Source organism: Leclercia sp. 29361, from assembly GCF_011290365.1.
Classification (GTDB): Bacteria; Pseudomonadota; Gammaproteobacteria; order Enterobacterales; family Enterobacteriaceae; genus Enterobacter; species Enterobacter tamurae.
The window spans coordinates 3,462,396-3,480,410 of sequence record NZ_CP049786.1 but is presented as its reverse complement, the minus strand read 5'-3'; the positions used below and the strand labels follow the sequence as shown (position 1 = coordinate 3,480,410).

General features: G+C 58.6%; 16 protein-coding genes. 5 read left to right on the top strand and 11 right to left on the bottom strand.

Annotated features, from left to right (window positions below; all coding sequences use genetic code 11):
• Positions 1–58 precede the first annotated feature (58 nt).
• The gene (locus G7090_RS16715) at positions 59–1,300 is read left to right on the top strand and encodes an Nramp family divalent metal transporter (RefSeq protein WP_166183250.1); all 1,242 of its coding nucleotides are present in this window, start codon (positions 59–61) and stop codon (positions 1,298–1,300) included.
• 29 nt (positions 1,301–1,329) lie between these two features.
• Here G7090_RS16715 and ypeC read toward each other — a convergent pair whose 3' ends face one another.
• Together ypeC and G7090_RS16705 are read right to left on the bottom strand one after the other, a co-directional pair.
• On the bottom strand, positions 1,330–1,668 hold the full coding sequence (gene ypeC / locus G7090_RS16710) for a DUF2502 domain-containing protein YpeC (protein WP_106994681.1): 339 nt from the start codon (positions 1,666–1,668) through the stop codon (positions 1,330–1,332).
• Between the two features lie 126 nt (positions 1,669–1,794).
• The gene (locus tag G7090_RS16705) at positions 1,795–2,793 is read right to left on the bottom strand and encodes an aldo/keto reductase (RefSeq protein WP_166183248.1); all 999 of its coding nucleotides are present in this window, start codon (positions 2,791–2,793) and stop codon (positions 1,795–1,797) included.
• 183 nt (positions 2,794–2,976) lie between these two features.
• Between G7090_RS16705 and ipdC the strand changes: the two genes are divergently transcribed.
• The gene (gene ipdC / locus G7090_RS16700; protein ID WP_166183246.1) at positions 2,977–4,632 is read left to right on the top strand and encodes an indolepyruvate decarboxylase; all 1,656 of its coding nucleotides are present in this window, start codon (positions 2,977–2,979) and stop codon (positions 4,630–4,632) included.
• On the opposite strand, the gene G7090_RS16695 is transcribed toward ipdC, so the two are convergent.
• Positions 4,633–5,868, bottom strand: a complete 1,236-nt coding sequence (locus G7090_RS16695; protein ID WP_166183244.1) for an ion channel protein — start codon at positions 5,866–5,868, stop codon at positions 4,633–4,635.
• Between the two features lie 204 nt (positions 5,869–6,072).
• On the opposite strand from G7090_RS16695, the gene glk reads away from it, so the two are divergent.
• Positions 6,073–7,038, top strand: coding sequence for a glucokinase (gene glk, locus G7090_RS16690; RefSeq protein ID WP_166183242.1), 966 nt, complete (start codon positions 6,073–6,075; stop codon positions 7,036–7,038).
• Between the two features lie 41 nt (positions 7,039–7,079).
• Here the strand turns inward: glk and G7090_RS16685 are convergent, their stop codons facing one another.
• Both G7090_RS16685 and G7090_RS16680 read right to left on the bottom strand, forming a co-directional pair.
• Positions 7,080–7,817 (bottom strand): LytTR family DNA-binding domain-containing protein, encoded by a 738-nt coding sequence (locus G7090_RS16685; RefSeq protein WP_106994686.1) that lies wholly within the window; start codon positions 7,815–7,817, stop codon positions 7,080–7,082.
• A gap of 3 nt (positions 7,818–7,820) precedes the next feature.
• Positions 7,821–9,527 (bottom strand): sensor histidine kinase, encoded by a 1,707-nt coding sequence (locus G7090_RS16680; RefSeq protein WP_166183240.1) that lies wholly within the window; start codon positions 9,525–9,527, stop codon positions 7,821–7,823.
• 29 nt (positions 9,528–9,556) lie between these two features.
• On the opposite strand from G7090_RS16680, the gene G7090_RS16675 reads away from it, so the two are divergent.
• Both G7090_RS16675 and alaC read left to right on the top strand, forming a co-directional pair.
• Positions 9,557–9,787 carry a hypothetical protein gene (locus G7090_RS16675; RefSeq protein WP_166183238.1) on the top strand — a complete coding sequence of 77 codons (231 nt, stop codon included), beginning with the start codon at positions 9,557–9,559 and terminating at the stop codon, positions 9,785–9,787.
• Positions 9,788–9,913: 126 nt separating this feature from the next.
• Positions 9,914–11,143, top strand: a complete 1,230-nt coding sequence (gene alaC / locus G7090_RS16670; RefSeq protein ID WP_106994688.1) for an alanine transaminase — start codon at positions 9,914–9,916, stop codon at positions 11,141–11,143.
• 62 nt (positions 11,144–11,205) lie between these two features.
• Here alaC and ypdK read toward each other — a convergent pair whose 3' ends face one another.
• The 6 genes from ypdK to G7090_RS16640 all read right to left on the bottom strand — a co-directional run bounded on the left by ypdK (position 11,206) and on the right by G7090_RS16640 (position 18,014).
• Entirely contained in the window at positions 11,206–11,286 is an 81-nt protein-coding gene (ypdK, locus tag G7090_RS23970) for a membrane protein YpdK (protein WP_098946261.1), read from the bottom strand.
• Positions 11,287–11,638: 352 nt separating this feature from the next.
• Positions 11,639–12,559: a kdo(2)-lipid IV(A) palmitoleoyltransferase gene (lpxP, locus tag G7090_RS16660; protein WP_207630124.1), complete on the bottom strand. Its 921-nt coding sequence runs from the start codon at positions 12,557–12,559 to the stop codon at positions 11,639–11,641.
• A gap of 238 nt (positions 12,560–12,797) precedes the next feature.
• Complete coding sequence (locus G7090_RS16655; RefSeq protein WP_166183234.1) at positions 12,798–13,526, bottom strand: hypothetical protein; 729 nt, start codon at positions 13,524–13,526, stop codon at positions 12,798–12,800.
• On the bottom strand, positions 13,523–14,242 hold the full coding sequence (locus tag G7090_RS16650) for a hypothetical protein (RefSeq protein WP_166183231.1): 720 nt from the start codon (positions 14,240–14,242) through the stop codon (positions 13,523–13,525). Before G7090_RS16650 ends, G7090_RS16655 begins: the two co-directional genes overlap by 4 nt.
• Positions 14,239–14,589 (bottom strand): hypothetical protein, encoded by a 351-nt coding sequence (locus tag G7090_RS16645; protein ID WP_166183229.1) that lies wholly within the window; start codon positions 14,587–14,589, stop codon positions 14,239–14,241. Before G7090_RS16645 ends, G7090_RS16650 begins: the two co-directional genes overlap by 4 nt.
• A 68-nt stretch (positions 14,590–14,657) precedes the next feature.
• A complete protein-coding gene (locus G7090_RS16640; protein ID WP_166183227.1) occupies positions 14,658–18,014 on the bottom strand; it encodes a CapA family protein in 3,357 nt (1,118 codons plus the stop codon).
• Position 18,015: the final 1 nt, after the last annotated feature.

Here is an 18,015-nt window from a genome sequence, read left to right as displayed (position 1 = left end):
TAATCATTCGCATTTTGATAGCATTAAACATAGCAAAGGCTATATTTCTGAGGCAAAAATGACCAACAGTCGCATTGATGAGAGTACCAGTGGCAAAGCAGCACGCAAAATGCGGTTTGCATTAATGGGACCTGCGTTTATTGCCGCTATTGGCTACATCGATCCCGGTAACTTTGCGACCAACATTCAGGCCGGGGCCAGCTTCGGCTATAAACTGCTGTGGGTGGTGGTGTGGGCTAACCTGATGGCGATGATGATCCAGGTGCTGTCGGCAAAACTGGGCATCGCCACCGGCAAAAACCTCGCAGAACAGATCCGCGACCATTATCCGCGTCCGCTGGTCTGGTTTTACTGGGTGCAGGCCGAAATTATCGCCATGGCGACCGACCTTGCGGAGTTTATCGGTGCCGCAATCGGCTTTAAGCTGATCCTGGGCGTATCGCTCCTTCAGGGGGCGGTGTTAACCGGTATTGCCACCTTCCTGATCCTGATGCTGCAACGCCGCGGGCAAAAACCGCTCGAAAAAGTGATTGGCGGCCTGCTGCTGTTCGTGGCGGCGGCCTATATCGTTGAGCTGATCTTCTCCCAGCCTGACGTCGTCCAGCTCGGCAAAGGGATGGCGATCCCGAGCCTGCCCACCACGGAAGCGGTGTTCCTGGCGGCCGGGGTGCTGGGCGCCACCATTATGCCGCACGTAATCTATCTGCACTCCTCGCTGACCCAGAACCTGCACGATGGGTCGCGGCATGAGCGTTATTCTGCAACCAAATGGGATGTGGCGATCGCCATGACCATCGCCGGGTTTGTTAACCTGGCGATGATGGCCACCGCCGCGGCAGCATTCCACTTCAACGGTCATACCGGTGTGGCCGATCTGGATCAGGCCTATCTGACCCTCGAACCGTTACTCAGCCACGCCGCGGCCACCATTTTTGGCCTGAGCCTGGTGGCAGCGGGTCTTTCGTCAACGGTGGTCGGTACCCTGGCGGGGCAGGTGGTGATGCAGGGATTTGTGCGCTTCCATATTCCGCTATGGGTGCGTCGTGCCGTCACCATGCTGCCGTCCTTTATTGTGATCCTGATGGGGCTCGATCCGACCCGCATTCTGGTGATGAGCCAGGTGCTGCTGAGCTTTGGTATTGCGCTGGCGCTGGTGCCGCTGCTGGTGTTTACCAGCAATAAGACGTTGATGGGCGATCTGGTGAACAGCGTGCTGGTGAAACGGGCAGGGTGGGCGATAGTGGTGCTGGTGGTGGCGTTGAATCTGTGGCTGCTTATCGGCACGGCGTTAGGGTTATAAAAAAGGCGCCGCGAGGCGCCTTTTTCGTATCAGTGACGATGACCGTGTCCGCCATGACCGTGACCTTTGCGGCCGCGATGGTCATCACGATCGCGCCAGCCTTCACGGTAGCCGCGTTCATAGGCGTTACGTTTATCCCAGCCACGGTGGTAGCCGTTGTCATGTTTGTGCCAGCGTTTGCCACGCCATTCATAATTACGATGCCAGTAGCCGCGGTCACGCCAGCCGCCACCGTCCCAGTAGTTACCGTAATTATCGCGATCGCCAATTTGTAATTTTACGGATGGCAACAGGGTGATTTCGCCAGCATTAGCGACCAGCGGGGCTGAAGCCATTAATACTGCTGCCAGAATCAGGGACCTGAACATTATTATTCTCCTTCACGATCGGAGCCGTAAGCGGCTTGTTAACGCAATATTAAGGGGCGGTAAAGCCCCGGATAATCGCTTTAACTCCTAATTCAGAAGGCGTAGCACTTTTTGCTAAAAGTGCTTTTAAATAACGCTGCTCAGGATTGATTCTATTTCGCTCAGCTCCTCAGGGGTGAAGTGACGATTCGCCAGCATCCCCACCGCATCGTCGATTTGCGCCGTTTTGCTGGCACCGATCAGCACCGAGGTGATGGCCTCGTGATGTAATACCCAGGCCAGCGCCATCTGCGACAATTTCTGGTTACGGCGTTCGGCCAGGGCATTGAGCTGGCGCACTTTCTCCAGCTTCTCGTCGGTGACCTGATCCGGGTTGAGGAAGCGGCTGCCGCTGGCGGCGCGGGAATCTGCCGGAATACCGTTCAGATAACGGTCGGTAAGCTGGCCACCGGCGAGCGGCGAAAACGCAATGCATCCCACCCCTCTCTGCTTAAGCACATCCAGTAATCCTTCTTCCGGGGCGCGTTCCAGCATCGAAAACTTTGGCTGGTGAATAAGGCAGGGGGTGCCCAGATCGTCGAGGATGTCGATGGCCTGTTGGGCCAGCTCCGCCGGGTAGTTGGACAGCCCGACGTACAGTGCCTTGCCCTGACGCACCAGATGGTCGAGCGCTTTCATGGTCTCCCGGAGCGGCGTTTCCGGATCCGGGCGGTGATGATAGAAGATATCGACATACTCCAGCCCCATACGTTTCAGGCTTTGATCGAGGCTGGCAATCAGGTATTTACGCGACCCCCAGTCGCCGTACGGCCCCTCCCACATGGTATAGCCCGCTTTGCTTGAGATGATCAGCTCATCACGCAAATTGCCGAAATCTTCCTGCAGGATCCGGCCGAAGTTACGCTCCGCCGATCCCGGCGGTGGACCGTAGTTATTGGCAAGGTCGAAATGGGTAATCCCCAGATCGAAAGCACGATGTAAAAGTTGACGGCTGTTTTCGATCAGCGTGGCATCGCCGAAGTTGTGCCACAGCCCGAGGGAGATGGCAGGCAGCTTAAGACCGCTTTGCCCGCATCGTTGATACGACATTGATTGATAACGATTTTGCTCCGCCTGATAAACCATGAGTTTTTCCCTCTGCGTCAGATAGTCATTCAGTGTATACGTTTACACCACGACTGAGGCACACAGAGTAACGCGCAAAAATACGTAAAGCAGGGTTTCCATGATCTGAATATCGCCATTCCTGGACAGCTATCACGCTTCTTCAATACTCAAAGTGAAGTCAACATTATAAGGATAACAGTCATGCTTACCCCCTACACCGTCGCCGATTACCTGCTGGACCGCCTTACAGATTGTGGTGCCGATCATCTGTTTGGCGTGCCAGGCGACTACAACTTACAGTTCCTGGATAACGTTATCGCCAGCCCGGATATTGGCTGGGTGGGTTGTGCTAACGAGTTGAATGCGGCCTACGCCGCCGATGGCTACGCGCGCTGCAAGGGTTTTGCCGCGCTGTTGACCACCTTTGGGGTGGGCGAGCTCAGCGCCATGAACGGTATCGCGGGCAGTTTCGCCGAACATGTTCCGGTTTTGCATATCGTGGGCGCGCCGGGCAGCGCCTCGCAGAAAAGAGGGGAACTGCTGCACCATACGCTGGGTGACGGCGAGTTTCGTCACTTCTATAAAATGAGTGAGCCCGTGACCGTCGCCCAGGCGCACCTTACCGAACAGAATGCTTGCTATGAAATCGACCGGGTGTTGACCGAAATGCTCCGGGAGCGCCGCCCGGGCTACATCATGCTGCCGGCCGATGTGGCAAAAAAACCTGCCACCCCGCCTGTAAGCGCTCTCATTGATCGTATATATGAAAGCGACAGTTTCCGCCTCGATGCCTTCCGCCAGGCGGCAGAGAAAAGACTGGCGGCCAGTGAGCGCACCGCGCTGCTGGCCGATTTCCTCGTCCTGCGCTACGGCCTGAAAAGCCAGCTCCAGCGCTGGGTGGAGCAGACGCCCATGGCGCACGCCACCCTGCTGATGGGGAAAGGGATCTTTGACGAGCGCAAACCGGGCTTCGCGGGCACCTACAGCGGCTCTGCCAGTGCCGCCGGGGTCAACGAGGCCATTGAAGGCGCCGATACGGTGATCTGCGTGGGGACGCGCTTTACCGATACGCTCACCGCCGGGTTCACCCACAAGCTCACGCATCAGCAGACGATCGACGTGCAGCCGCACGCCTCGCGGATCGGGGATGTCTGGTACACCGGGATCCCGATGACTCAGGCGATTGAGGTCCTCTCCAGCCTGTGCCATCAGTACGCCAGCGCCACTACGGAAACCCGTCCCGCCCGGCAACTGCATGCAGTACACCCCGGGACGCTGAGCCAGGACAGCTTCTGGAAAACGCTGCAAAACTTTATTCGCCCGGGGGATATTATTCTCGCCGACCAGGGAACATCCGCCTTTGGCGCGGGCGCGCTGCGTTTACCTGAGGAGGTGAATTTTATCGTTCAGCCGATCTGGGGCTCGATTGGCTATACCCTTGCCGCCGCCTATGGCGCGCAGACGGCCTGTCCGGATCGCCGCGTGATTGCGATTACCGGCGACGGCGCGGCGCAGCTCACTATCCAGGAGCTGGGCTCGATGCTGCGGGACAAACAGTGCCCGGTGATCATGGTCCTGAACAACGAAGGCTACACGGTTGAGCGCGCCATTCATGGCCCGAATCAGCGCTATAACGACATTGCGCTGTGGAACTGGACGCAGATCCCGCAGGCCCTCAGCCTGAACTGTCAGGCCGAGTGCTGGCGGGTGAGTGAGGCGGTGCAGCTGGAAGAGGTGCTGGAGAGAGTGGCGCACCCGGATCGGCTTTCGCTGATTGAGGTCATGCTGCCGAAAGCCGATGTTCCACCGCTGCTGAGTGGCATCATCCAGGCGCTGGAAGCGCGTAAAAGCGCCTGATTATTTATCTTCGTTAGAGGCCGCCAGCATAGGTCTGCCCGCCAGCAACAGCCAGGCGGGCAGCATCACGATACAGAGGAGCGGCAGCAGGGTGGTTTCTGGCACCACCACTGCCGCCATAAACAGGCTCAGCCACGCATCCCGGGTGACAACCAGCACCAGCCCCAGAATCGAACAGGAAACGGTAATCGCCGCCGGGACCGCCTCGACGTGCTCATGCAGCATCAACCCCAGCGCGGCACCGACAAACACCGCCGGGAAAATCCGTCCACCACGAAAACCACAGGCCGCTGCCACCACCAGCGCCGCCAGTTTGATCAGCGCAAAGAGCAGATAATCTGAAACGCTGAACAGCTGACTGAATGCCATCTGCTGCATCTCATCCAGCCCTTTAAACAGCGTGATATTGCCGCCGATAGCGCCGAGGAGCCCCAGAATCAACCCACCTGTCCCGAGGATAAGTACCGGGTGCTTCAGGCGATGCATCAGCCGGTGCAGGCGCGGCAGGCACCAGACCGCCACCATCCCCAGCGCGATGGCGATGGCGACGACAATCGCCCCGCTAAAGATATCGGCCAGCTGCATCTGGCTGTAATGGGCGATGGGCAAGGAGAAGTGGGGATGGAAAAAGAGGCTGGTGGTCAGGGCACCCGCAGCAGCGGAAAGCAGTGGGGCGAACAGGCGATCCCAGAGGGGGATTTCGGTGTTGCCGCTCAGGGTCTGGGAAAAGATCAGCGCCGCCGCGACGGGCGTGCCGAACAGCGCGCCAATGGTGCCCGCCGAGGCGAGAATGGTCCAGTCCAGGGCGTTGACCCGGGGAAACACGCGCGATCCCACGGCAACGGCGAGGGCGATATTCACCGCCATCACCGGATGCTCTGGCCCGAGGCTTACGCCCCCCGCCAGGCCAATAATCAGGGCGATAATCAGCCCGGGCAGGGCGGCCGTATCCACCGGGGCACCAATCAGCGGCTCTGTCGCCGGGTCCGGCCCGGCATGACCGGGGCTGTAGCGGATCACCAGCCCCACGGCGATGCCGGTCAGGGTCAGGGTCAACACCACCCAGGTCGGAGAACTCGCGTTAAGGCCGACTGCGGAAGGTAACGACGTCCAAAGTACTGCCTGTAATACGGAGGCAACTTTCATGATCACAATCAGAATCAGGCTGGAGGCGACGCCAATAATCAGCGCGGGAGGGGCCAACAGCAGCATCGTTCTGGCTCGCGGATGGAGCATGATGATTTCCTTGTAAAAAATGGCGGTCATTACTTTGCACGCTCAGACTGATGCTAATAGTGCAAATGGTGCTGAAACGGTAAAGTTATTCTGTGACGAAGATCGATTATCCTGGGGTGCTTTTATTCAGGCCGTTGTTGTTATCGGGCCTTGAATTTAGAGTGTGCCAAAGAGTTATTTTGACTTTAGCGGAGCAGTAGAAGAATGACAAAGTATGCTTTGGTAGGAGATGTAGGAGGCACTAACGCGCGTCTGGCGTTATGTGACGTCAGTACGGGGGAGATCTCCCGCGCCAAGACCTATTCCGGGCTGGATTATCCCAGCCTTGAAGCGGTGGTTCGTGTCTATCTGACCGAGCATGATGTCAGCGTGGAGGATGGCAGTATCGCTATTGCCTGCCCGATTACCGGTGACTGGGTGGCGATGACCAACCACACCTGGGCGTTTTCCACGGCGGAGATGAAAGCGAACCTCGGGTTTGCGCATCTGGAAATTATTAACGACTTTACCGCGGTGTCGATGGCGATCCCGATGTTAAAGCCGGAGCATCTGATCCAGTTCGGCGGCACCCAGCCGGTGGAAGGTAAGCCGATCGCCGTCTATGGCGCTGGCACTGGGCTGGGCGTCTCGCATCTGGTGCACGTCGATAAGCGCTGGATCAGCCTGCCAGGGGAAGGTGGCCACGTCGATTTCGCGCCGAACAGCGAAGAAGAGGGCATTATCCTCGAAGAGCTGCGCGCAGAACTGGGCCACGTGTCGGCGGAGCGCGTGCTCTCCGGTCCGGGCCTGGTGAATCTCTACCGGGCGATCGTCAAGTCCGACGGAAGACTACCGGAAAACCTGCAGCCGAAAGACGTGACCGAACGTGCGCTGGAAGACAGCTGCACCGACTGTCGTCGCGCGCTGTCGCTGTTCTGCGTGATCATGGGGCGGTTTGGCGGCAACCTGGCGCTGAATCTGAGCACCTTTGGCGGGGTTTATATCGCGGGCGGCATTGTGCCGCGCTTCCTCGACTTCTTTAAATCCTCCGGTTTCCGCGGTGGGTTTGAAGACAAGGGCCGCTTCCGCGACTACGTCCGGGATATCCCGGTATACCTGATTGTCCATGACAACCCGGGCCTGCTGGGCGCGGGCGCGCATCTGCGTCAGACTCTGGGACAGGTGCTGTAATCCTTCCTCCCCGGTGAACGTCCGTTCGCCGGGGACCATCCTCACAGGTGCATCAGCTGGCGAAACTCTTTCACCTTGCTGCGACTCACCGGCACCTGAAAATCCAGATCCTTCAGCCGCAAAATATAGGTGTTGTTAAACCAGGGCTCGATCTCGCGGATCTTATGCAGGTTGACGCAAAACGAGCGGTGGCAGCGGAAAAAATGGCTGGTCGGCAGCTTGCCGCAGAATTCGGTGATGTTCATCGGCATCACAAACGACTCGCGGCGGGTATAGACAAAGGTCATCTTCTCATGCGCTTCGGCGTAGTAGATATCGTCCACCGGCGTCACGATGATGCGCTCATCCTTGATCAAATTGATGGTGTCATTTTCGCGCGTGACCGGCGAGGCGGCGACCTGTCCCGCGCCGGATTGCTGCTGCCAGGCTTGCTCAAGTTTTTGCAGCATGCTGACGATCCGCGACTCCTGATACGGCTTGAGAATATAGTCGAAGGCTTCCAGCTCGAAGGCCTCCACCGCATGCTCTTTCCACGCGGTGACAAAGACGATAAAGGGCTTGCTGGCAAACTGACTGATGTTTTGCGCCAGCAGCACGCCGTCCAGCGACGGAATATTGATATCCAGAAAAATGGCGTCGACCCTGTTGTGCTGAAGGTATTTCAGCACGTCCAGCCCGTCCTCAAAGGTGCCGACGATCTCCATCTGGCTATGTTCTTTGATAAGCCAGCTCAGCTCCTGTTGCGCGAGTATTTCATCTTCCACAATGATGACTTTCATGGGTCACTCTCTCCAGGGCGATAACAACGTCTGCGCATGAACGGGGGACCGTTCATTGGGCACATAAAAAGCGATCTCGGTGCCCGGCTCCAGGCGGCGAATGTGCAGCCCCTCACCATAAAGCAGCTTAACGCGGTGATGAACATTCAGCAGACCAATTTTATTACCGGGCATCTCGTTTGACTCCACCCGCTCAATCACCTGGGGATCGATACCGTGGCCGGTATCGCGTACCGCCACCCGGACGCGGTTGCCGCACTCCGCCACGCTTATCGTCACCACGCCTTTGCCCTTGCGCGGCTGAATGCCGTGAACAATGGCATTCTCCACCAGCGGCTGGATCAGCAGGCTCGGGATGACGCAGTTCACCTCTTCATCAATGTCATAGATGACGGTGAGCTTATCGCCAAACCGCGCCTGCTCAATGGCGATGTAATCCTTAATCTGGTAGAGCTCTTTTTTGATGTCGATCTGCTCATCATCCTTCAGCTCAATGTTATAGCGCAAATAGCGCGACAGATTGAAGATCAGCTGCCGGGCGGTGTCCGGATTGAGGCGGATCGACGAGGAGATGGCATTCAGGGCATTGAACAGGAAATGGGGATTGATTTTACTCTGCAGGGCGCGCAGCTCGGCTTTGTTGGCCATCTCCCGCAGCTGCTCGGCACGGGACACCTCCAGCTGGGTGGAGATAATCTGCGACAGCCCGACCGCCATCTCCTGCAGGGAGGAGGTAATCTGGTGCGCGTGGCAGTAGTAAATTTTTAGCGTGCCGGTAACGACCCCTTTTTCCCACAGCGGGATCACCAGCATGGAGTGGATCTCCGGGGTGCGGTGAGCTTCGTCGTTATTCTTGATGATGATTTTGCCATCGCTGATGGCCTGGCGGGTGGTGGGGCTGACGGTATCGTCATTATCCCGGTAGTTATGCTCTCCCACGCCCACGTAGGCCAGCACCCGATTAATATTGGTAATGGCCACCGCATCGGCGTGAATGTCGGTGCGGATGATGTCGCACACCTGACGCAGGGATTCGACATTAATATCGCGAAACAGCGGCAGGGTTTTATTGGCAATATCCAGCGCCAGCTTGGCCTGTCGGGCGGCGCTGGCCTCTTTTTCGCCCTCCACGCTCTGTACCAGCAGCACGATAAAGCCCACGCAGACGCTGCCGAGGATCATCGGGATGCCGATTTTCGACACAATATCCAGCCCAAGCTCAATGGTCGGTGCCCAGGCCACCACCAGGATCATGGTGAGAGTTTCGCAGATCATCCCGGCGATAATGCCCGCCCGCCAGTGCTGCTTTTTGGGAACCTTACGGTTGATCCAGCCCGACAGCACGCCCGCGATGATGCTGGTGATCAGGCAGGGGATCGCCGTCACGCCGCCGATATCGATCAGGTAACGGTGGGTCCCGGCGATGACGCCGGTGATGATCCCGACCCAGGGGCCAAACAGGATCCCGCCGGACATCACGGCAATTACGCGCACGTTGACCAGCGAACCCTCCACCGGCACCCCGGACCAGGTGCTGAACAGGGCAAACATTGAGAAAATGGCGGTCACGGCCAGCAGCTCGCGCGGCGAGTGGGCCGATTTATGCAGCAGCTCGCGGAACAGGCGGATACGGATCAGGAAGAACAGGCAAATCAGCATTAATGCCGCGCGATCGAAGACCGCCAGCAGCATATCGAATATTTCGTGCACGGGATGACCTGGGCAAACGGGAAACAACCATGATAAAAAACCTGACGCCCAATGACCAGTTATCCGTCAGTTTTATCAAATGGGGAGAAGGCGCACTTTTCAAATGGGATAGTTTCAGGTTGACCTGCCAGGTGCGCTTACGAGAAAACCCACCCGAAAGTCGTAAATCTATTGATATTAAAGTGTTAATAAAATGGCATCAGAAATGCCGCTATTCATTTTTACTTCCCGTTTTAGTCGCAGCAGAGTTCCTGTTTTAGCGCTACGTTTTTTTTTATTTTTCCCCTCTCGACAAGCCGAATTTTTTCGGGTTATTTTCTAAGCACGCCGCACATCGTGGCGACGTCGCTCGGACGGTCCGGGCGCTAACGTTATCTGAGGTATCTATGGCTGATTCCAGTCCTGAACGCCGTTTTTCGCGTATCGATCGTCTCCCCCCGTATGTTTTTAATATTACCGCTGAACTGAAAATGGCTGCGCGTCGGCGCGGCGAAGACATTATTGATTTCAGTATGGGCAACCCGGACGGCGCTACGCCGCCCCATATCGTGGAAAAACTCTGCACGGTCGCCCAGCGCCCGGATACGCATGGCTACTCCACCTCCAAAGGGATTCCCCGTTTACGCCGCGCCATCTCGCGCTGGTATCAGGACCGCTATCAGGTTGAGATCGATCCCGAGAGTGAAGCCATCGTCACCATCGGTTCGAAAGAGGGGCTGGCGCATCTGATGCTGGCCACGCTGGATCATGGCGACACGGTGCTGGTGCCGAACCCCAGCTACCCAATTCATATTTACGGCGCGGTCATCGCCGGGGCGCAGGTACGCTCTGTGCCGCTGGTGGAAGGCGTCGACTTTTTCAACGAGCTGGAGCGCGCTATCCGCGAAAGCTATCCGAAGCCGAAGATGATGATCCTCGGCTTCCCCTCCAACCCGACCGCCCAGTGTGTCGAGCTCGATTTCTTTGAAAAGGTGGTGGCCCTGGCGAAGCGTTACGATGTGCTGGTGGTACATGATCTGGCCTACGCCGATATCGTCTATGACGGCTGGAAAGCCCCGTCGATTATGCAGGTTCCCGGCGCGCGCGACGTGGCGGTGGAGTTCTTCACCCTGTCGAAAAGCTATAACATGGCAGGTTGGCGCATCGGCTTTATGGTCGGCAACAAGACGCTGGTGAATGCCCTGGCGCGCATCAAGAGCTACCACGACTACGGCACCTTTACGCCGCTGCAGGTGGCGGCCATTGCTGCCCTGGAAGGGGATCAGCAGTGCGTGAAGGATATCGCCGCGCAGTACAAACGCCGTCGCGATGTGCTGGTCAAAGGGCTGCATGAGGCGGGCTGGATGGTTGAAATGCCTAAAGCCTCCATGTACGTCTGGGCAAAAATCCCGGACGCTTATGCGGGGATGGGCTCGCTGGAGTTCGCCAAGAAACTGCTGCAGGACGCGAAAGTCTGCGTCTCACCGGGGGTGGGCTTTGGCGAATATGGTGATACGCACGTGCGTTTCGCGCTGATTGAGAACAGCGACCGTATTCGTCAGGCGGTGAGGGGGATCAAGAGTATGTTCCGGGCCGACGGGCTGTTGCCGCAGGGGACAAAATCCGCGTCTGAGTAAGCCAGTCAATAAGCATAAAAAAACAGGCGCCAATGGCGCCTGTTTTTTTGCATTTTCTTTGCTCAGTTCATCATCAGGGCAAAGGTGCCGACCCAGGCGAACACAATAACTGAAAAACCCATAAAGAAATATTTCACGTTCATCGCTCCGCGTATATCGTGATACGCATTAAATTCAGAGTCCAACTGAGTATAGAGAGGTGAAGTCAGGCCAGAGCGGAAATGAGAATTATCCCCGTTTTGGCATCAACTCCAGCTCAGAATTCTGTGCTTTCGGGTAGCCAGACGGCGCTAATGTACGCTTAAATTTGAGGGGTGACAAGAGGGGTTTTTTTAAATACTTTCCGCGACTTACGAGTGTCGTGGAACGGCGACAGTTTAATTTCCCAGGGTAATAAATTGCCCTTGAGCAACATAGCGTGCTAACGATAAATCAGGGTGATTACAGGTTATTGAAAAGGCTAGTTTCAAGGCGAAACTAACCTTTAGGAGAGGGTTACCGGTAGAGGGACGGTTCGCCTTCAGGACGGGTTTTGAAGCGGCGATGCACCCATAAATACTGCTCAGGCGCACGCATGATCTCTTTCTCGATCACCTGGTTGATATACGCCGCAGCGGCTACCTCTTCCTCAGGGTAATTTTCCAGTTCCGGCATGATAAACAGGCGATAGCCGCTGCTATCGTTTTTCCTTACCATCGTCACGGTCAGCATTACCGATTTAGACAGGCGTGAAATCACGAATGTGCCGTTGGTGGTGGCGACCTCTTTTACCGCGAAGAACGGGGCGAAGCTGCTGCCATTACGGCCATAATCCTGATCGGGGGCAAACCATACCGCTTCCCCTTTTTTCAGGGCGCCAACCAGCCCGCGTAAATTATTCCGGCTGATCATCGCTTTATTGGAGCGCATACGACCGCGGGTCTGCACCCACTCCATCAGCAGGCTATTGTGCGGCCGATAGGTGGCCATCATCGGCTGGCATAACCCCATCACGCGACCGCCCAGCTCCAGCGACATAAAGTGCACGCCGATCACCATTACGCCGCGGTGTTTAGCCTGCGCGCGCTGTAAATTTTCCAGACCTTCCACATCGAACCACTTGCGTACTCGATGGTCCGGCCAGAACCAGGCCATTCCGGTTTCCAGTAACGCCATGCCGATGGATTTAAAATTCTCAGTAATCAGATGCTCGCGCTCTTCGGGCGATAAGGCCGGAAAACAGAGTTCGAGGTTTCTGCGGCCGATAGATTCCCGGCGTTTAAGAAAACGACGCGAGAGGCTACCGAGGGTGGAGCCCAACCAGAGCAGCGCCGGGTAGGGGAGTTGTACGAGCAGCCACAGGACGCCCAGACCAAACCACGTAAACCAGTAACGGGGATGCAAGAGGGCGAGTGTGAATTTGCATTGAGACAAGATAAAACGACCTTTTTGAAGAGTGTGGAGGTAGCGCCAGACGGGCGATACGCCGTACTGTTTTTATGACCCGTCTTAATATTAATGGTTCCAGGTGGTTACCGTACAGGTCGACTGGTCTGATAATGCGTGTTGCCGCGTGGCGGCGTAATGTAGCACTGAATATATCTTAACGGCTATCACAACTTCACGCTTGAAAAACCAGCAAAAAACAGGCCTGTTTATTGTCCTGGAAAAGACCTTACTTATCACGCGTTTCGTAGCCAAAATCAAAGTCCATCAACAGATTCTGGCGTAGGGCGTGGTTTAACGGATAGCTGTAACTTTGCCCGATGCTGACCGCATGAATGACCCGCAGCAGCGCGCCGCCGCTCAGTGACGAGGACTCTCCGGTAATCGCCACGTCCGCACCCTGTAACCCATGACGCAAGGCATGATAGGCCGGCGAGGCCGTGATGCTGTTATTCATCAGGCTGAACATCCCAAGCAGCAGGCAAATCAGCAGCACCGGAAAGAGTAGCGCATGACGGTTAAGCAGGCGAACCGGACGCCACGAGGTGATATACAGCAGGGCCGCACTCAGGGGGAGCAGCAGCAGATAGAGCAGTTTTGCCAGATGGGTAAGCGCGCCGAGCAGTGAGAACATCAGCGCAATCGGCGGAACAATCACCGCCCGCGCCGCATCCTCTCCCGCTTTTTCATTCGCACCGCCCGGACCATAGCTGGCCAGCGCGGCCTGCAGGTGGGGGAGCTGCTGTTGCACGGCGTAATCAAGATGGGGGGCCTGCAGCTCAAGGGCAAACTGCTTAAGGGCGTCATCTTTGGGGTATTCAGAGCGAACCCGGCTTTGAGGGGGAAGCGCCAGCGTTTCACGCAGCCTGCTCTGCACCACGTCCAGCATGAAAAACGCCTCCCAGTCGAGTCGGGCAGGGATCATCGCCTCGTGATAACGCACGTTTTTCTGCGTCACGCTGGAATAGTCGAGATAGTCCTTATAAATGTCCGCACGCCCGCCAGCCAGGCTTTGTAATAGCCGAGGATCCCTCCCTCCTGGACGCTTATACTGTCGCGCAGATTCTGCGCAGTCTCGCTTTCCAGCAGCGGGTGATAACGGCTGACCGAGCTCATCAGCAGCGGCAGCATCGCCAGAAACGCTTTCCCCGAGGGGCTGGCCCAGGTCTGGCGCTGCCCGCCGTCTTCATCCAGCGGGATCCCCTCCAGCGTCTGGTGCCCGTCAATCAAGGATTGCTGGTAGAGCTGTGCCAGCAGCGATTTCTGGCGAAATTCGCCGGTACTTTGCGCGACCTGCTGTTCAATCACCCGTTCCACCGTCTGCCAGGTCACCACGCCGGTGAGCAGGCAGAGCGAAAACACCATGCTTGCCACGTACAGCGGGGGAAAATCGATGCCGCGTTTTTTTAGCCGGACGTTGCCTGCCAGCACCAGCTGGAGCACCAGCAGGGCCGCGGCGATGGCGGTTAACGCCCGGCCATAGCGTTCCATACTGTGGATGTCCTCGGGGGTGGAGAGACTTCCCACCAGGTCGAGCAGGCGCGAGTTAAATGCCAGCTCGCAGATGAGGTAGGTGAGGGTGATGATAATCACCAGACCGTTTTGCCAGAGAGGCAGGGTCGGGTGCCTGATATCAGGCCGGCTGCTCAGTTCACCGATGGCGCGTTCGGTCATGATTTCAGCTCCAGACTCGTCTGACGGCTTATCGCCGGCTGCCAGATCGGCTCGGGCAACGAATTATCCAGCACCGGCATCGCTCTGGGCTGACGTTGTTCTGCGGCTTTGGTCGGCGGGCGTTTTTTCGCTTTCACCGGCGGCGCCTCTTCTGGCGCTATGCTCCAGGGTTCCGGCGCGCGCTGCACGGGCATCGCCGGGGGCGGAATGTACGCGGGGCGGTAGTATTTTTGCACCGGCCGTCCCCGGCTGGCGGTATTGTCCCCGGAAGAGCATCCGCTAACCCCCAGGAGTAGCATGAACAGCATAAGCCCGCAGCGGGGTATGTTTTGCAGTGGCACGCTCATCAATGTGTCCTGACCCTGTATCACAGCGGCGTTATGGTCAGTATGTATTCGCCCTCAACATTCACGCCTCATGATTTTTTAGTATTCATGGCGGGCCCCTCATCTGAAGTCATGAGACCGAAGCGGCTGTCCAGGGTCATGGTCAACATATATTCGCCGTCCACGTTGACGGCACGCCAGGCGCCGCGCTCGCCAATTGCCATTCCCTGCAATTTCAGATGGGCGATCAGATCGGCAAACTCAGCCTCGTTAACCGGGCGCGGCTGCCAGAAGGTCCGTTTGTTGTCGGTAAAAATTGGCAGGAGCTGGATCTGCGGTATCGAATGACCGAGCAGCAGGCGGACGATAAACCCGTACGCGGGCATGCCACGCTCCCGGTATTCGCCGTTGCTGTTAAACACGGCGTTGCCAATGCTGTAGACCACCAGGCTCTCGCCCAGTCGGGCGGCATCGCCCGCCATATGCGGGCCGGAACCAATGATGAGATCGGCCCCGGCCTCGCTCAGGCGTTTCGCCTGTGCCCGCTGTCCGGCGGTGGTCCAGCGGTAGTCCAGCCCCCAGTGGGCCAGTACGATGGTGGTGGCCGGACGAGGGCTGGCTTTCTCCTGTCGCAGCTGTTCGATCAGCCCACCGCTCAGGCAGGCGACGCCCGCGCGGCGCGGCCGGGCGTAGAAGGCGCACTCCTGCTCCATATAGCGGCGATACCAGTAGGCGCTGAAAATCTTGTACTGCCTGCCACCCACCGTCAGCACCAGCGGGGCATACGCCTGCTGAGCATTGAGTCCGGCCCCGATGCAGGCGATCCCGCCATCGCGAAACGCCGCCAGGGTGCTGTGCAGACCCGGCAACCCGGCATCCATGGCGTGATTGTTACCCAGCGCTACCGCGTCGATGCCCTGTTTGCGCAGGGCGGCAACCGAGGCGGTCGGATCTCCGATCAGACAGAAGGGTTTGCGGCCCTCCAGGCTGGCGCTCAGGTCGGTGGTCAGGGCCGCTTCGAAGTTGGCAAGGGTCAAGTCGCTGCCGCGTAGCAGCGGGGCGATCGCCGCAAAGCTGTGGTCATACCCGTGCCGCTGGAGGGCGTCATCCATCCCGCGCGCCTGGCGCCGGCGGGTGTACCACTCGCCAAAATAGGTGTCCCCCAGCAGGGTGAGGGTGGCGGCTGGCTTTTCGATCTGCCGGACGACTGACGCTGGTGCGGGCGGTCGGCCTTCGGCGCTGGCCAGCAGTTCATCCAGCAGATAGTCGAGATGGAAGGCGTCATTAGCGCCGGCGGCGCAGGCCAGCCACAGCTCACCCGCTACCCACTGCAGCGCGACGCCCCAGCGCCCGGCACCGAACTGCCCCCAGGCGCTGCCGTCACTGTGCAGGTTGCCGGTTTTACGGTACACCCGCTCGCCGATCGCCGCCTCATACTCCCCCAGCCACGGCAACAGGTGCGGGTAGCGCTGGTGGAAATGGCGCATCAGCCGGGCAATATCGGCCAGCGTGGTGCGCTGCCCGGGGCGCGGGCGGCCGGAGACGTTATTGAGATGGGTGTGATGCATGCCCAGTGTGGCGCTCAGCGCCCGGAGCTGTTTCAGCGCCTCTGTGCTGCTGCCCGCCAGCAACTCCGCGAGGTGAATAGCGGCATCGCAGGCGGTATGGATCAGCATCCCCTGCACCAGCGATTTTACCGTTGCCGTGCTGCCCCGGGCCAGGCCGAGTGCCGGGTTGCCCTCCAGGATGGCGGCGGCAATGTCGCGCACCTTTACCGGGGTATCAAGAGTGATTTTTTTTGCCAGCAGACGATCCGCAATGCAGCAGGTCAGTAGCAGCTGGCTGAGATACGTCGGCGCAAAGGTGCTGCCGCTCAGCTGCGATATCCGCTGTTCGCCGGTGGAGAGATTGATCAGCAGGCGTGCGGTTTGCCCTTTCCCGAGCGCAGGCGGGGCCGCGAAACGGGCTTTCAGCAGGCCGGCGACCCGCTTAAAGTCGGAATTGCGCGCGCTGCCTTTGACCAGCACGATATCGCCGTCGCGCAACGTCGGGGCTACGGCCTCCACCAGTGCTTCAGCGGTAAGGAAGTGACCGCCGCGAACGCCGTCCGGCAGGGCATCGTGCAGGGCCGCCATCTCCTCGCCGTGTAAAAATGCCTGCTGGCAGCCCGCCGCCAGCAGGGGCTCTGCCAGCGCGCGGTGGATCGCCCCGGACTGCTCGCCGAGGTTGACGATCCGCCCCAGCAGGGCAATGACCCGGCCACCGCCGTCGCGGGCACGCTGCGCCGCCACCTCAAAGGCGTTGAGCATCGACAGGTATTCGGCGTTGTAGCTGTCGTCAATCAGGGTAACGGCACCACCGTCCGGCAGCGGCAGCGCGGTAATGCCCATATGTTGACCGTCGCCGCGCCAGGCCTCCAGGCTGGTGATACTCTGCGCCATGCTGACGCCCAGCAGCTCGGCGGCGATCAGCGCCGCCACCGAGTTAAGCACGCCACCCTTATCGGGCACCGTCAGCCGGTAACGCAGGGGCTGGTTGCGGAAGAGAAGGGTAATCTGGCACCCGTACGCGTCCGGGGTGAACGCCGTGATGCGCACGTCGGCGGCGGCGTCGAAACCGTAGCTGATGATGCGGGCGCCGTCCCGGAGGACGCTCTCTGCCACGCGGTCATACAGGGCCATGTCGCGGTTTAGAATGGCGTAGCCGCCCGGAATCAGACCCTGGCTGATGCGGGCTTTAAAGCGCGCCACATCCTCGAGAGAGGTGATGTTTTTCCCCACCTGCGTGATGCCGACTTCGGTCACGATGACGATATGCGGCTTGATACGTGGGCCGATCCCGCCGTTGCGCATCCACAGGGCCGAGATTGCCACCTCCATTACCACTGACTGCGGGTTGCAGGCGGTACGGGCCAGCGTGACCAATGCCCCTGTACGGGTGTTGTGGTTACCACGGCTCGCCACCACCGACATGCGGGGTGCAAGAATGCTGTCCAGCATCGCTTTGGTCGTGGTTTTCCCAACCGTTCCGGTGATCGCCACCACTTTGCCGTCAAGCCGTTGCCGGGCCGCTTCCGCCAGCCTCTGCAGCGCCTGATAGCTATTGCCCACCACCAGTTGGGGGAAGTCGGGAGGCAGATCCTCAAGGCGTCGCTGGACGATCGCCCCACAGTAGCGGGAGGCGTGACGGGAAAGCGACAGATGGGTATCGGTCCAGCCCGCGTAAATCCCGGTATTGCCGGAGCCCTTGAGCCAGGTGTCGGTATCCATGGCAATAAACAGGCAGGGGCGGGTGGCGTGCGCCTTGTCGTGAAAAAGGGCAATGTCGTCGGCACGCCAGTCCGCATCCGGACGATGATGCCAGATGCCGCCGGACAGTTTTTCGAGGTCGGCGGCCGTCCATCCCGGTGCGTCAGCGTGGCGTGGGCGGGGTGATGTCTGGCTCATG